The sequence below is a fragment of the Cytophaga sp. genome (genome assembly GCF_051961495.1).
Lineage (GTDB): Bacteria > Bacteroidota > Bacteroidia > Cytophagales > Cytophagaceae > Cytophaga.
Genome location: NZ_JBQCDF010000222.1, coordinates 1 through 13,887, shown reverse-complemented (window position 1 = coordinate 13,887; position 13,887 = coordinate 1). Strand labels below are relative to the sequence as shown.

Sequence of the window (13,887 nt, the reverse complement as noted above, 5' to 3'; positions counted from 1 at the left end):
GCCCTTAAACGTGATGCTGCCGTTGCAGAACTCGCACAAAAATACTCGTGTAATTTTTATTCTTTCAAAGACCAGGTGATCTTTGAAATGAATGACATACTCAATGATACCGGACTCCCGTATAAAGTTTATACACCTTATAAAAACAAATGGCTTAAAAAATTAGCAGAAGAGCCTATTAAAACTTTTTCATCTGAAAAACATACAGATTCCTTTTATAAATCGTCGCCGCTGCCTGTTCCTTCCATTAAGGCATTAGGCTTTGAACATACATCCATCACCATACCACCGGCACAGATTGCACGTAAGATCATTACAGATTACCATAAGACCCGCGATTATCCATACCTTGAACAAGGTACTTCCCTGCTTGGCATACACTTCCGCTTTGGCACAATCAGTATCCGTGAAAAAGTATTAAAGTCTCTGCCATTAAATGCCGTGTGGTTAAGCGAACTGATCTGGAGAGAATTTTTCAAACAGCTGTTGTATCATTTTCCTCAAGTTGTAACAGAACCTTTTCAATCCAAGTTCAAAGTGATTGAATGGAGACACGATGAAGATGATTTTACACGCTGGTGTGAAGGTAAAACAGGCTATCCGCTGGTAGATGCCGGCATGCGTGAACTTAATGCAACAGGACACATGCATAACAGGGTACGCATGGTTACGGCAAGTTTTCTAACCAAACATTTATTTATTGACTGGCGCTGGGGTGAAGCATATTTCGCAAAAAAATTACTGGATTACGACCTCTCAGCTAATAATGGGAACTGGCAATGGGCGGCAGGTACCGGCGCAGATGCACAGCCCTATTTCAGAATTTTCAATCCGATAGCCCAACAGGAAAAATTTGATCCGGAGTATAAATATATCAAAAAATGGGTGCCCGAATTTGGTACTTCTTCGTATATTAAACCAATGATTGATCACAAATTTGCTGTTGAAAGAGCAAAAAGATTATTCTCTGTTTTAAAAAATTAATCTTTATGAAAACCTTATATATAACTTTAACATTCTTACTTACATCCCTTGCCCTTTCCGCTCAGACTGTACATGTTAAACTCGTTGACTGCTCAACACTAAAGCCTGTAAGCGGTGTTAAAATCAAATCTGCCCACGACCACGACCTGATCACGTTTTCAAACGATAGCGGATATTTTGCATTCAAACTCAAACACACCGATACCATCCTTTTCCAAAAAGATTATTATTACCCGGTTTACATGAGCATGGCACTGCACAATTTTGACAGTACACACATCATTCAGATTCAATTAACACCATCAGCTACTATTTATGCAGGCAGTAACAAGTTTGAAAAGTCAAACTTACAAATGTTTGAATATGAATTTACACACAGTGAAACCGGTGATAACAGCAATGCTAAAATCACACTGTTCCAGACACATGATGCTGTTAAAGCCCAGCAAATGCAAACAGAAAAGCCTTTTAAATTTGTAACGGTAGATGTTTTTACACACCTTCCCAAAGCAAAAAACCAGTATATACAAAAAAAAGAATAACGGTTGCGGGCAAAATATAAACGACACAAAAAAGATCCCTTTCCGTTAATCAACAGAAAGGGATCTTTTTTGTGCTATGCATACAACTTAACGGACACCATAACCATTTAATTTGTACACAAGACCTACGGCCAGCACGTTTTTAAATTGCACCGCCGGACCAACAGTACCATTATCCCGCTTGATATTGATGTCGTCATCATAGATCAGGTTGGTTGTAAATGTAGTAGTTAAATATTTATTTACTTTCAGGTATAAGAAACAATCCCAGAATACGTCCACGTTAAAATTATTGTAATTATCGAATAAATATAACTGCGTGGCAAATGTTACATTTTTGACAATATCGGCTTTATATTTTACCATCATAGAAACCCCGTATTCCTTTCTGATCCTTTGTCCGCGCGCTACACCATATGCTCCGCTATCTGAAAGTGCCGCGTCATTCACGATGGTATATTTAGCAGATACAGGAGAAAATATAATACTGGTACTTTTAAAAGGCAGGTATTCCAAACCTAACGAAGCCGTGATGTATGCCGGAGCAAGAAAGTCTGAGATCTTAACTGCAGAATCTTTTTTGATGTTATCATAATAGTTAAAACCTTGTGCAAACTGAGACCTGAAATCTGCCAAGGCCGCATAACGTAATTTACTGGTTTGCTCATAAGCAAATTTCGTCTGAAAATATATCCGGTCATCGCTTTTTCTGAATGGTGCCGACTTACTTCCCAATCGCTGGAATCCATAAGCTACATCTAAAAAATTATTCCAGTGTACTTTGTTTTTGTGATATTCAACTGTACCAACAGAAACGCCTACAAAAGACATGGCGTTCTGTCCCCCACCGGCCCAGTTATTTAAACCAACGTTTGAAAAGTTGATCCCGAAGGCAATACTGCTTCTCCAAACGGTATCTTTCCCTAATTTTGTTTTTACAATATCTGCAGCCACAGCAACAGAATCGATCTGAGCATGGCTTATAAATGCCCAACTGAAAATAAACGCGCTAAATAAAAACTTCTTCATGTATTCCATTCACTTTGATTCAAAACATTATTTTTTTAATAGATCTCTTATTTCTGTTAATAATTGTTCTTCTTTGGTTAGCTCAACAGGTGCAGGTGCTGCCGCAGCTGCCGTCTCTTCTTTCTTCTTCAGATTATTCATGCCTTTTACCATTAAAAATATGACAAAAGCTAAAATGGTAAAATCAATAACTGTCTGGATAAAATTACCATAGGCCAATACCGGCACACCCGCTTCCTTTGCTTTGGCAAGGCTTTCAAAGGATTGAGAACTGAAGGCAAAGAATTTATCCTTGAATCCCTTATCTCCCATAAACAAGCTCACTAATGGCATAATGAGATCATCAACCATTGACGATACGATTTTACCAAAAGCGCCGCCAATAATCACACCGACTGCCAGGTCTACAACATTTCCGCGCATAGCGAAAGCTTTAAACTCACTAATAAAACTCATATAATTATTATTTAGTTGATAACCAGAACAAAGTAATTGAATAATTCTTATTTTAAAAACCGATTCCTGTTAATTTTAATAACAATACGCGTTATTACTGCTACCTTTGCAACCATGAAAACGGTTTTAAAGCATTTTGTCTGCTTCGTTGTTTTTGTAAGTTTAATCATTTCAGCAAAAGCACAGGATTCTTCCTCATTTAAAAAAGAACGATTCATTCCCGTTGTAACTGCAGCAGGTATTACCTATAGTGCGAGCGTGTATGGCTTGTACCAGCTGTGGTATAAAGATTACCCTTCTGAACACTTTCATTTCTTCAATGATAATTCAGAATGGATGCAGATGGATAAATGCGGACACTTTTTTACTGCTTTCCAGATCAGCAGAATTTCAAGTGATGTATTATTATGGACAGGCACTAAACGTAAGAAAGCAATTTGGTTTGGCGCTGCAACCGGTCTGGCTTTTCAAACAACAATAGAAGTGTTTGATGGCTTTTCTTCTGAATGGGGATTTTCATTAGGCGACATGGCTTTCAATACACTGGGCTGCGGTACATTGCTGAGCCAATACCTGGCATGGCATGAACTCCGGATCATTCCTAAATTTTCTTTTCATCATACAGCTTATGCCGATGTAAGTCCTTCGCTGCTTGGCGATACACCCGGCCAACAACTACTGAAGGATTACAATGGACAAACCTACTGGATGTCTTTCAATGTTCGTAAGCTTGTACAAAAAGATTTCTTCTGGCCTGAATGGCTGTGTGTATCCGCAGGCTATGGTGCTAACGGCATGGTACGCGGCAATATGTCAGAAAGCAATGCAGCAGGTTATTATCCTTACCGGCAATTTTATCTTTCGCTGGATATAGACTTTCAAAGTATTCATACAAGAAGCAAATTACTTCGCACAATATTTTATACAGTTAATATGTTAAAAGTTCCCATGCCTGCACTCGAATTCAATGAACACGGTGTACAGGCGCATGGTATATATTTCTAGGAATTATGAAAATAGGCGATAAAGTACGACTGGTACACGGTAAAGAATCCGGTATGATCACACGCATTATAGATGCGCTGCAGATTGAAGTTGAAATTGAAGATGGTTTCCGGATTCCTGTTGCAAAAAAAGAAGTCACGGTTATCTCCAGTGAAGAAGGCTTATTAACGGGCAAAGCCTCTGCTCCGGAAGCGGGACAGCCAACATCTGTAAAGACGTTAGATGGGACCATCCAGATTGCCTTCCAGGCATTCAACGACCGTACCCACCGTGTATTTTTAATAAACGAACGCAATTGTGCGGTACTGTTCAGTTGCTTCAAAAAAGCAAAACAGCAAACAGAATTAATTCAATCCGGCCGGCTGGATGGAGGCAGTGTATTAAGCCTGGATGAATGGAACACCAGTGAATTTTCTTCCTGGCCCAATCTGATCTTTCAGTTCATTTATCTTCTACCAAGTGTTGAAAAGATCATACAACCTTACTCTACAGAAGTAATTGTTAAAGCTGAAAAATTCTATAAGAATAAAAAGCACCACGCCTTGTTAAAAGGCGTAGCCAATACCTGGCCGATCGACAGCGACCTGAAGCTTGAGAACAAAGATATTGAAACCCTTGCCGCAGCATTAAACAATCCGTCATCAGCGGTAACAGGCGTAGCATTTGAAGAACCGGAACACGAAGTAGATCTGCACATCGAAAAGCTCGAAGCAGACTGGGAATCATTGACGCCTATGCAGATCATGCATATCCAGACCAGCACATTTGAAAAGAAACTTGATCAGGCAATTGCCTGCGGTATGGATGAAATCATCTTTATCCATGGTGTCGGCAACAATGTTTTGAAGAATGAACTTCATAAACGTTTGAGTAAGAATAAGCGCATCGATTTTTTCAAGGATGCGAAAAAAGAGCGCTTTGGTTATGGAGCAACACTGGTAAAGCTGAAATAGCTTTACTAAATTCCAAATTGCAAAAAACAAATTCCAAACTACTTCAATAACTGAATATTTAATGCTTTTGTTATTTGGAATTTGTTATTTGGAATTTGTGTATCTTTACATGGCAGTACAAGCTATCTTATCGCCGTTGGCCTTCGGGCCAAGGGAGGAAAGTCCGGGCAACACAGAGCATCTTACTACCTAACGGGTAGGCTGTTGATCAGAAATGGTCAATGGACAGACAGGGCCGCAGAAAATAACCACCATGCTTCGGTGTGGAAAGGGTGAAAAAGTGAGGTAAGAGCTCACTCGTGGTGCGGTGACGCGCCATTGGGGTAAACCTTAGGAGTTGAAAGACCAAATAGGTTCCGGTCATGGTGCTGCTCGTACCACATGGCGCCTCGGCGTCATTAACCGGAATGGGTAGGTCGTTTGAGCCTTGTAGTGATGCAAGGTCTAGATAAATGATAAGAGTCCCGATCCCGATAGCTATGGGGATAGGGAAACAGAACCCGGCTTACAGGCTTGTATTGCTCTTTTCTTAAGTGTAAAGTTTAGAGTGCAAAGTGTAAAAGAGCATACACTTTACACTCTAAACTTTACACTTTTTTATTTAACTTGATCCAATAATTACATACAATCTATGCCTAAAATTTTAATCATTGACGACGAACGCAGCATCCGCAGCACGTTAAAGGAAATTCTTGAATACGAAAAATATTCTGTAGAAGAAGCAAAGGACGGTGAAGAAGGCTTAAAAATGATTTTAGAGAATGAGTACGATGTTGTACTCTGTGATATTAAAATGCCAAAGATGGATGGTATGGAAGTGCTTGAAAAAGTATTTACTTCCGGGAAAGAAATTCCATTCATCATGATTTCTGCGCATGGTTCTATTGAAACCGCCATCGATGCTACACGCAAAGGCGCCTACGATTTTATTACCAAGCCGCCGGATCTGAATCGTTTGCTGATCAGTGTGCGAAATGCCATGGACCGTTCAAACCTGGTTAGCGAAACCAAAACACTTAAGAAAAAAGTCAGCAAATCATACCAGATCATTGGCGAATCCAAACCGATCCAGCATATTTTCAAAACCATCGAAAAAGTTGCGCCTACAGATGCGCGCGTGCTGATTACCGGACCCAATGGCGCGGGTAAGGAACTTGTTGCCCGCGCCATTCATACACAAAGCAAGCGTTCCGGCGAACCATTGATTGAAGTGAACTGTGCGGCAATCCCATCCGAACTCATCGAAAGTGAGCTATTCGGTCACGAAAAAGGCTCTTTCACCTCTGCAATCAAACAGCGGATCGGCAAGTTTGAACAAGCCAGCGGCGGTACGCTTTTCCTTGATGAGATCGGTGACATGAGCTTATCTGCACAGGCAAAAGTACTGCGTGCGCTGCAGGAAAATACCATTCCGCGTGTAGGTGGTGAAAAAGAAATAAAAGTTGATGTACGCATCATTGCCGCAACCAATAAAAATTTAGCCAGGGAAATTGCGGAAGGAAGGTTCAGAGAAGATTTGTTCCACCGCATCAATGTTATTCCGATTGAAGTACCTGCATTAAATGAACGTCCGGATGATATTCCTTTACTGATCAATCATTTTTTAACGATTGTAGCGGAAGATTACGGTTCAACCCCGAAAAAGATTGATGCGAAAGCGGTTGAGGAATTAAAAAGTTTACCGTGGACGGGAAATATCCGTGAGCTGAAAAATGTGGTTGAACGTCTGGTGATCATGAGTGATAAAACCATCACACTGGCTGATGTTAAGACCTATGTAAAATAAAAAAAGGTTCTGAGATTACTCTCAGAACCTACTATATATCTTATGACTTTTAAATCTGATTAAGAATGCTTAACAGTTGTATGCGTATCTTTAGTATACGTAGGACAAGTTCTGTGAGGAGCACATGATGCAACTAACAATGCTGCTGCTGCAAATACGATGAATACAATTCTTGCTTTCATTCTGTTAAATAATTTTAGTGTTGAACGTCTACAAATATATAAAACCAGACCAATGAAAAAAAATTTCTGAATGTGAATGTTGATTAAAACACAAAAAAAACATTACACATACAATAAATTGCATCCCCGCAGGTCTGAAGTATCGATTCTGCCCAGAATTTCGAATTTATTTCCGCTTATTCTGCCAACATCCTGTGTTTCAATAAAACAGCAGGAATTTATATTCGCGAGATCCATTACATTGATCCCCCCGCTCCCGGTCCGGATCCTGCTAAATGGATCATTTATTTCTCTCAGATACGGAATTAACCCTTCCGGAAACTGATAAGTTCCCTGGCCGGATGAATATGCCTGAGAGAGCAGTTCTGTCATTCCATATTCTGAATGAATTCCCTGTACACCAAAACCGCCTTCCAGCGCTGAATGCAATTCAGCCCGGGTAAGCTCTTTCCTGCGCCCTTTCATTCCTCCCGTTTCCAGAAAAATAACTTCCGGATAAGCTTCTGTATTGGCCTCAGCCCAATCCAGCAATGCATAACTTACTCCCCATACAAGAATCTTCTTTTCTTCCCCCGAAAGTTCTTTCAGTTTTGCTTTCATAGCTTCCCTGTCAAAGGAATAAAAGCCTGATGCCGCATGCCTGGTTTCTTCAATAAAATGCTTCAGCATAAAGATCAGTGAAGAAGATGGATTTTCTTCATAGGAAGGCAATACAGCCAGAATGACAAAATCTTTTAAAGGTCCATAATACTGTTCGAAGATCTGCCGGCTCCGTTGCCGGTACAATTCCGGATCAGCTACAAAATGTGTTGACCTGTTGGCAGAAGTTGTTCCGCTGCTGTAGAATTTGATCTGTTTTGAAAAATCCACAGATCCATCCTGCGTAATAACTTTATGTTTTTTGTAAAAAGAAATAGGTAGATAAGGAATTTCAATAACTGATTTTACCGTATGAGGTGTACGGTGAACTGCATCGGCAAATTCTTTATACACTATATTGTATGTATATTGATAGCGATATACTTCCAGCAGAAGTTCGTCGTTAATATTCTGTGGCGTTTCTAATAAAATACGCTTTATTTCTTTATCAAATGACATTTGATATTGGTATATTGAATGCAAATTAACAACAATGTTTTTAAAGAACACAGCTTATTTCTTTTTCATACTGGTAACCGGATTGATTTTGTCGGCCTGTAAAAAAGCCCCTAACTATTCCAAGGAACCTGTTATAGCATTTTCGGATCTGAAGGCTTTTGCAGACTTTGACCCGGATGTATACGGTGATTCCGTGTATGTTTCCATACACTTTCAGGATGGAGATGGTGACCTTGGAAATGAACCGGCAGGAGCCGATGATTACTTTGCCAAACTGTTCAAGAAAACCAACGGCGTGTTTACTGAAGTAACTGTTACACCTCCCGTTGTTGCGCCCAATTATAACGGTAAATTACCGTTGCTTTCTCCTTATGATCTGACTGGGCCTATCGATGGAATTATCACCAATAATGTATTCTTTCCTTTTTTTGTTCCCAATGCCTATGGGTTAAATAAAAATGACACACTGCGTTTTGAAGTACAGATCAAGGACAGAGCCAATAATTACAGCAATACGATCCAGACAAAAGAATTTATTCTCTGGAAGGATTTTTAAAGGTTCTGTAAAATGTTGAAAGCCGCCCCGCAACCAATAGCGAGACGGCTTAACCAACGAACCCTATAAAAAAACAATCAACGCTCTAAAAAGTCGATTAGATACGCCCGGTAATCATAAAAGTCCGGGTGCTCAATCAACGTCCTTCTGTTCCGCGGTCTTTCCATTTCAATAGAAAGCACATCTCCCACCTTTGCAAACGGACCGCTGGTCATCATTACTACACGATCAGACAAAAGAATGGATTCATCCACATCATGTGTGATCATGATCGCTGTAATTTTTTCTTTCGTCCATACATCGACCAATACATCCTGCAGTTCGCCTCTGGTTAGTGAATCCAGCATACCAAAAGGTTCGTCCAGCAACAGCATTTTAGGCTTCAGGGCAAATGCACGCGCAATGCCCACACGCTGTTTCATCCCTTGAGAAAGCTCGTTTGCTTTTTTATTGAATGCACCATCAAGACCAACTTTTGCTAAATAATATTTAGCGATTTCTGTGCGCTCAGCTTTTGAAATATGAGCAAATACCTGGTTGACTCCCAGCATAACATTTTCAAATGCAGTCATCCAGGGCATCAGGCTTGGCGACTGGAAGATCACACCACGATCAGGGCCAGCTTCTGTAATCTTTCTTCCATTCAGAATAATATCCCCTGCCGTGATTTCATTCAGGCCGGCAATCATAGAAAGAATGGTAGATTTGCCACAGCCGGAATGACCGATAATGGAAATGAATTCTTCTTTTTTTATCTGCAGGTTAAAATCCTGCAGTACGGTAAAATCTCCTTTAGGAGTCGGATAAACCTTCTTAAGGTTTTTAATATCCAGCATCACGTCTGCAGGATTCACAGGTTCAATAATATTTTTAACCCTGCTGTTTACTGCTGTGTGCACATGTGTATTTTCTGACATGCTGTTCGGTCTGTTAAGTACGCTGATCATTTTCTACAATCGTTTAGTTAAACAATCTTCTCAAGGAATAAGAAACACCTGTAGGCCCCAGCAGATCTACCGGTTGTGCATCCGGTAAAACATATTCCTTCGCACCGGAAGATTTTTTAGCTTCTGCACCTACATCCATCAGATATTTATTCACAGCATTTCTCAGATCTTTAAACTGTTGATTGTGGTTCAGGGCTTTTTTATTACGAGGTCTTTCCAGCTTTACCGGAAACTCAGGTCCAAGCGTTGCATTAGGTCCCGGCCTCAATGGAATGATACGGTCTGCCAGATAAATGCCTTCATCCACATCATTCGTAATCAACAGAACTGTTTTTTTATCCTGCTCCCAGATACGGCTGATCTCGTCCTGCAGCGAGCCTCTGGTTAATGCATCCAGTGCGCTAAGCGGCTCGTCCAGCAACAAGATCTTGGGGTTCATAGCCAATGCCCGTGCTACAGATACACGCTGGCGCATACCTCCTGATAATTCAGATGGTTTCTTATTCAGTGCCGGAGATAAATTCACCATTGAAACATACTGTTTTGCATAAATATCTTTTTCTTTCTCCGGCATCTCAGGAAACACCGTGTCTACGGCCAGACGGACATTGTCCATGACAGACAACCACGGCAACAGAGAGTAATTCTGAAACACCACTCCTCTATCCGGGCCGGGACCTGTGATCTTCTCACCATTCAATAATACTTCACCTTCATCGGGTTCAATCAAGCCGGCAATCAGGCTGATCAGCGTTGTTTTACCGCTTCCGGTGAATCCGACGATGGCAATAAATTCGCCTTCTTCAATTGTCAGATTTATATTTTTTAAAACTTCCGTACGGTTGGTACCTGTACCATACCATTTACTTACATTCCTCAATTCTAATAACGCCATTGCAGTACTGTTTAGGGTTGAACATCAGAACGTCAATACTTTTTGTAAAGTCATCATGATCTTATCCAGCAGGAATCCAATACCGCCAATCACAAACATGGCAACCAGAATCTTGGCATTCGAATCATTCGCGCCATTCTGGAACTGCTCCCATACAAATGAACCCAGCCCCGGGCTTTGCGCCAGTAATTCAATCGCGATCAATACCATCCACGATACAGATACTGTTATGCGAATACCAGTAAAGATTAATGGGAACGAAGAAGGAAGAACAATTTTGAAAATATTTTTCCATACACTCAGGCGCAATACTTTCGCGACATTGATATAATCCTTATCAACGGAAGATACACCCATGGTGGTATTCACAAGCGTTGCCCACATACCGCACAAACCCACACTGATAAAAGCAATCAAAAAAGACTTATCCATGGAAGAATCTGTCATCAGTGTTTTAATGACCATTGAAACCAGCAACAGCCAAACTACCGGAGACACAGGCTTCATTATCTGAATAAGCCAGTTGATCGAACTTCTGAGTGTTTCACTTAAACCCAGCAATATACCAATCGGAATGGCAATACACATGGCTAAAAACACACCAGCAAAAACAGTTTTAAGGCTGGTACCAATCTGGTCAATAAAAGATGGACGGCCCGTATATAAAATTTCAGCTTGCCCGTTTTTAACACGTTGCTTATTTACCCTGGCCGTTTTTTCAGTAAATTCTTTTTTGTCTTTTGCGATCATTTTGTGATCAGCGAGCAAAGACTGGTATGCTTCATATACCTCGCTCGGCGAAGGCAGCGAATGCGGCTTACATTCTTTCTCTCCGGAAGCAATACATGCGCGCATCTGCTCAGCAGCAGCAGGTCCTTGTTCAGTAAGTACTTTCTGAATTTTTCTTTCCGCTTCAATGGAACGAAGCTTATGAGCACCCGCTTCCCACAACAATATAAATGCAACGATTGCAGCAAGAGGTAAAAACAAATTGCGTAAGATCAGTATTCCGTTTTTCCGGGGCTCTTCACCACTGGTCAATAAAATGAGCGGTTCCAGAAAGCCAAGCCCAATCCAGTTTAATGATTTAATTATTTTCGTTTTCATAGGTAGTTATTGGTTGGTTGGTTCGTTAGTTGTCAGTAAACAGTGATCAGTTGTCAGTATGCAACAATAATCCGTTTCTATAACTGATCACTGTCTACTGACAACTGACTACTTATTATTTATTTCCTATTTTAAATTTCTTCAGATAATCATTTGGCTTCGTACCATCGTACTCCATGCCATCTATAAAATCAGATGTAGCAGGTTTATATCCATTGGTCTGTGGAATGTCAGTTTCTTTAAGTACACCTTCTTCAACCAGCATTTTTGCTGCAGACAGCCATACGTCAGGTCTGTACACTTTCTTAGCAGTTTCATCATACCATGTATCTGCTTTTGTTTCGGTAATTTGTCCCCAACGACGCATTTGCGTTAAATACCATACTGCATCTGAGTAGAATGGATATGTTGCGTTATAGTTAAAGAATACGTTAAAATCTTTAGCCTCTCTCTTATCACCTTTTTCAAATTCGAATGTACCTGTCATGGAATTCGCAATGACTACCGAATCTGCACCTACATAAGCAGTTCTGGAAAGAATACCTACAGCTTTTGCTCTGTTAGCCGGGTCATCCAACCATTTGCCCGCTTTGATTAATGCCTTTGTAACCGCGATAGCTGTATTTGGATTTTCTTCAATAAATTTTTTTGTCATACCAAAAACCTTTTCCGGATTATTTTTCCAGATTTCCATATCCGTAATTACGGGTACGCCAACTTGTTTGAATACCGCCTGCTGGTTCCATGGTTCACCCACGCAGTATCCGAAGATTGTTCCTGCTTCCATTGTGGCAGGCATTTGCGGCGGAGGTGTTACAGACAACATAACTTCTGCGCCAACCTGGCCCTCAACATTTTCAGCTGTATACAAACCAGGATTCAAGCCACCTGCAGCCAGCCAATATCTGATTTCATAGTTGTGCGTTGATACCGGAAATGTGATGGCCATTTTAAAAGGTTTATTCTGTTTCTTATAAGATTCAACAACCGGCTTTAAAGCATCAGCCTTGATCGGATGCACAGGTTTTCCATCCGCCCCTTTAGGAACATTCGGTTTCATTGCAGCCCATACATCGTTCGATACAGTAATAGCATTTCCATTCAGATCCATGGAATAAACTGTTACCAGTTCAGCCTGGCGACCGAAGCCGGAAGCTGCCGCAATAGGCTGTCCTGCCAGCATGTGTGAGCCATCCAGTTCGCCGTCAATTACACGATCCAGTACATTTTTCCAGTTTGATTGTGCTTCAAGCGTTACAAATAAACCCTCTTCTTCAAAGAAGCCCATTTCTTTGGCAATAGCCAGCGGAGCCATATCTGTAAGTTTGATAAAGCCGAATTTCAATTGTGGTTTTTCAATGGCTAGTGTTTTTTTAGCTGTGCTGTCAACAGAACCTTCTGTCTTAGTGTCACCGCCGCCGCAGCTATTCAGAGCTGTAACGAGTAGACCCAGTGCAGCAGCTTTAAGAACATAAATAATCTTTTTCATACGATTTTTTTTATGGTATAGAGTAAGTTTTTTTTAAAAGAAGAAGGCCTGGCAAAAGCCTTCTTCAGAAGAATGTTTGATTATAAAAACTTAGGCGTAAAGTTGATCATGATCCAGGCCCAGCTTTGGTAAGCAACTGCTTTATCAACTGTCTTTGTAGCGTCTGATGGATCAATTGCTAACTTGCCTTTAACGGCAGACAAGCTTTCTGTGTGGAACATCTGAGAGTAACCCGCAGATAAACCTACAGTTTCTGTTAGCTGTTTGCTCCAGGTAAGGTCAAGTTCAGTTCCAAGGAAGTTGCTTAAAGTTGTTTTTGTATCAGCAGGATTTACAACATCTGTCGGAGACATGAAAAAGTGTAGATCAGTTGCCAGTTTTGACTTTTTACCCGTTGGTATAATTGCTTTTGCATACAGGTCAATCAAACCGCCGCTTAATCCGTTGGTACCGCCGTTGTGACCGTTTCCAACATAGAAGTAATCCATGTATCCGTAAAATTTATGATGCGTTCCGTGTAGAGGGTTGAAGCCTTCAATTTTATTTGTAGTCTTTTTATCGTCGCCGGATAAGTAGTCAAAGCCAATAGTAGGTTTTAGTTTAGAGCCTTCGTAGGTAGCTTCCAAATGTGCAAGGAAGCCGCTGATCCCAACAGTATCCTTTGCTTTACCTGCCTGGTAGTAGAATGAAGAGTGAATCTTCACTTTACCGATTTTGATTGTCGGTGTAACACCTACTGTGTATAATGGAGAAACAAGTGTTGGAGTTTCCTGGTAGCCTTCATTCATGGAGATGAAAGAAATATCACCTAGTTTACCGTGCTTCAGTTTTGTATTGAACCATAAGTATAAGGAAGCT

At 40.7% G+C, this 13,887-nt stretch carries 13 protein-coding genes, 1 other RNA gene and 1 pseudogene; 7 read left to right on the top strand and 8 right to left on the bottom strand.

The features are described 5' to 3' along the window. Both ACTHJT_RS12285 and ACTHJT_RS12280 read left to right on the top strand, forming a co-directional pair. A partial coding sequence (locus ACTHJT_RS12285) for a cryptochrome/photolyase family protein (protein ID WP_440238576.1) occupies positions 1-984 on the top strand: 984 nt, incomplete at its 5' end. 5 nt (positions 985-989) lie between these two features. Beyond that, a complete protein-coding gene (locus ACTHJT_RS12280; protein WP_440238574.1) occupies positions 990-1,526 on the top strand; it encodes a hypothetical protein in 537 nt (178 codons plus the stop codon). An 87-nt stretch (positions 1,527-1,613) separates the two neighbouring features. On the opposite strand, the gene ACTHJT_RS12275 is transcribed toward ACTHJT_RS12280, so the two are convergent. Beyond that, positions 1,614-2,555 (bottom strand): DUF3078 domain-containing protein, encoded by a 942-nt coding sequence (locus ACTHJT_RS12275; protein ID WP_440238572.1) that lies wholly within the window; start codon positions 2,553-2,555, stop codon positions 1,614-1,616. 27 nt (positions 2,556-2,582) lie between these two features. Then, positions 2,583-3,011 (bottom strand): large conductance mechanosensitive channel protein MscL, encoded by a 429-nt coding sequence (mscL, locus tag ACTHJT_RS12270; protein WP_440238570.1) that lies wholly within the window; start codon positions 3,009-3,011, stop codon positions 2,583-2,585. 114 nt (positions 3,012-3,125) lie between these two features. Here mscL and ACTHJT_RS12265 point away from each other — a divergent pair, with 114 nt between their 5' ends. The 4 genes from ACTHJT_RS12265 to ACTHJT_RS12250 all read left to right on the top strand — a co-directional run bounded on the left by ACTHJT_RS12265 (position 3,126) and on the right by ACTHJT_RS12250 (position 6,755). Beyond that, entirely contained in the window at positions 3,126-4,016 is an 891-nt protein-coding gene (locus ACTHJT_RS12265) for a DUF2279 domain-containing protein (protein ID WP_440238568.1), read from the top strand. 5 nt (positions 4,017-4,021) lie between these two features. Continuing rightward, positions 4,022-4,969: a Smr/MutS family protein gene (locus ACTHJT_RS12260; RefSeq protein WP_440238566.1), complete on the top strand. Its 948-nt coding sequence runs from the start codon at positions 4,022-4,024 to the stop codon at positions 4,967-4,969. 114 nt (positions 4,970-5,083) lie between these two features. After that, an RNA gene (rnpB, locus tag ACTHJT_RS12255) (RNase P RNA component class A) lies at positions 5,084-5,493 on the top strand. 107 nt (positions 5,494-5,600) lie between these two features. Then, positions 5,601-6,755, top strand: a complete 1,155-nt coding sequence (locus ACTHJT_RS12250) for a sigma-54-dependent transcriptional regulator (RefSeq protein ID WP_440238564.1) — start codon at positions 5,601-5,603, stop codon at positions 6,753-6,755. A 284-nt stretch (positions 6,756-7,039) separates the two neighbouring features. Here ACTHJT_RS12250 and ACTHJT_RS12245 read toward each other — a convergent pair whose 3' ends face one another. Next, entirely contained in the window at positions 7,040-8,035 is a 996-nt protein-coding gene (locus ACTHJT_RS12245; RefSeq protein ID WP_440238562.1) for a hypothetical protein, read from the bottom strand. Positions 8,036-8,069: 34 nt separating this feature from the next. Between ACTHJT_RS12245 and ACTHJT_RS12240 the strand changes: the two genes are divergently transcribed. Further along, the gene (locus ACTHJT_RS12240) at positions 8,070-8,591 is read left to right on the top strand and encodes a hypothetical protein (protein ID WP_440238560.1); all 522 of its coding nucleotides are present in this window, start codon (positions 8,070-8,072) and stop codon (positions 8,589-8,591) included. Positions 8,592-8,668: 77 nt separating this feature from the next. Here the strand turns inward: ACTHJT_RS12240 and ACTHJT_RS12235 are convergent, their stop codons facing one another. The 5 genes and pseudogenes from ACTHJT_RS12235 to ACTHJT_RS12215 form a co-directional block, all read right to left on the bottom strand. Beyond that, on the bottom strand, positions 8,669-9,538 hold the full coding sequence (locus ACTHJT_RS12235; protein WP_440238558.1) for an ABC transporter ATP-binding protein: 870 nt from the start codon (positions 9,536-9,538) through the stop codon (positions 8,669-8,671). A gap of 13 nt (positions 9,539-9,551) precedes the next feature. Further along, the gene (locus ACTHJT_RS12230) at positions 9,552-10,433 is read right to left on the bottom strand and encodes an ABC transporter ATP-binding protein (protein ID WP_440238556.1); all 882 of its coding nucleotides are present in this window, start codon (positions 10,431-10,433) and stop codon (positions 9,552-9,554) included. Positions 10,434-10,457: 24 nt separating this feature from the next. Further along, entirely contained in the window at positions 10,458-11,540 is a 1,083-nt protein-coding gene (locus ACTHJT_RS12225) for an ABC transporter permease (protein WP_440238554.1), read from the bottom strand. 115 nt (positions 11,541-11,655) lie between these two features. Beyond that, positions 11,656-13,029, bottom strand: a complete 1,374-nt coding sequence (locus ACTHJT_RS12220; protein WP_440238552.1) for a CmpA/NrtA family ABC transporter substrate-binding protein — start codon at positions 13,027-13,029, stop codon at positions 11,656-11,658. A gap of 80 nt (positions 13,030-13,109) precedes the next feature. After that, positions 13,110-13,887: pseudogene (locus tag ACTHJT_RS12215) on the bottom strand (hypothetical protein); the annotation flags it as partial.

Bases quoted from the DNA above. Each gene is read 5' to 3' on its own strand.
- ACTHJT_RS12280 (WP_440238574.1), top strand. From the start codon at position 990: ATGAAAACCTTATATATAACTTTAACATTCTTACTTACATCCCTTGCC.
- ACTHJT_RS12275 (WP_440238572.1), bottom strand. From the start codon at position 2,555: ATGAAGAAGTTTTTATTTAGCGCGTTTATTTTCAGTTGGGCATTTATA.
- mscL (WP_440238570.1), bottom strand. From the start codon at position 3,011: ATGAGTTTTATTAGTGAGTTTAAAGCTTTCGCTATGCGCGGAAATGTT.
- ACTHJT_RS12265 (WP_440238568.1), top strand. From the start codon at position 3,126: ATGAAAACGGTTTTAAAGCATTTTGTCTGCTTCGTTGTTTTTGTAAGT.
- ACTHJT_RS12260 (WP_440238566.1), top strand. From the start codon at position 4,022: ATGAAAATAGGCGATAAAGTACGACTGGTACACGGTAAAGAATCCGGT.
- ACTHJT_RS12250 (WP_440238564.1), top strand. From the start codon at position 5,601: ATGCCTAAAATTTTAATCATTGACGACGAACGCAGCATCCGCAGCACG.
- ACTHJT_RS12245 (WP_440238562.1), bottom strand. From the start codon at position 8,035: ATGTCATTTGATAAAGAAATAAAGCGTATTTTATTAGAAACGCCACAG.
- ACTHJT_RS12240 (WP_440238560.1), top strand. From the start codon at position 8,070: ATGTTTTTAAAGAACACAGCTTATTTCTTTTTCATACTGGTAACCGGA.
- ACTHJT_RS12235 (WP_440238558.1), bottom strand. From the start codon at position 9,538: ATGATCAGCGTACTTAACAGACCGAACAGCATGTCAGAAAATACACAT.
- ACTHJT_RS12230 (WP_440238556.1), bottom strand. From the start codon at position 10,433: ATGGCGTTATTAGAATTGAGGAATGTAAGTAAATGGTATGGTACAGGT.
- ACTHJT_RS12225 (WP_440238554.1), bottom strand. From the start codon at position 11,540: ATGAAAACGAAAATAATTAAATCATTAAACTGGATTGGGCTTGGCTTT.
- ACTHJT_RS12220 (WP_440238552.1), bottom strand. From the start codon at position 13,029: ATGAAAAAGATTATTTATGTTCTTAAAGCTGCTGCACTGGGTCTACTC.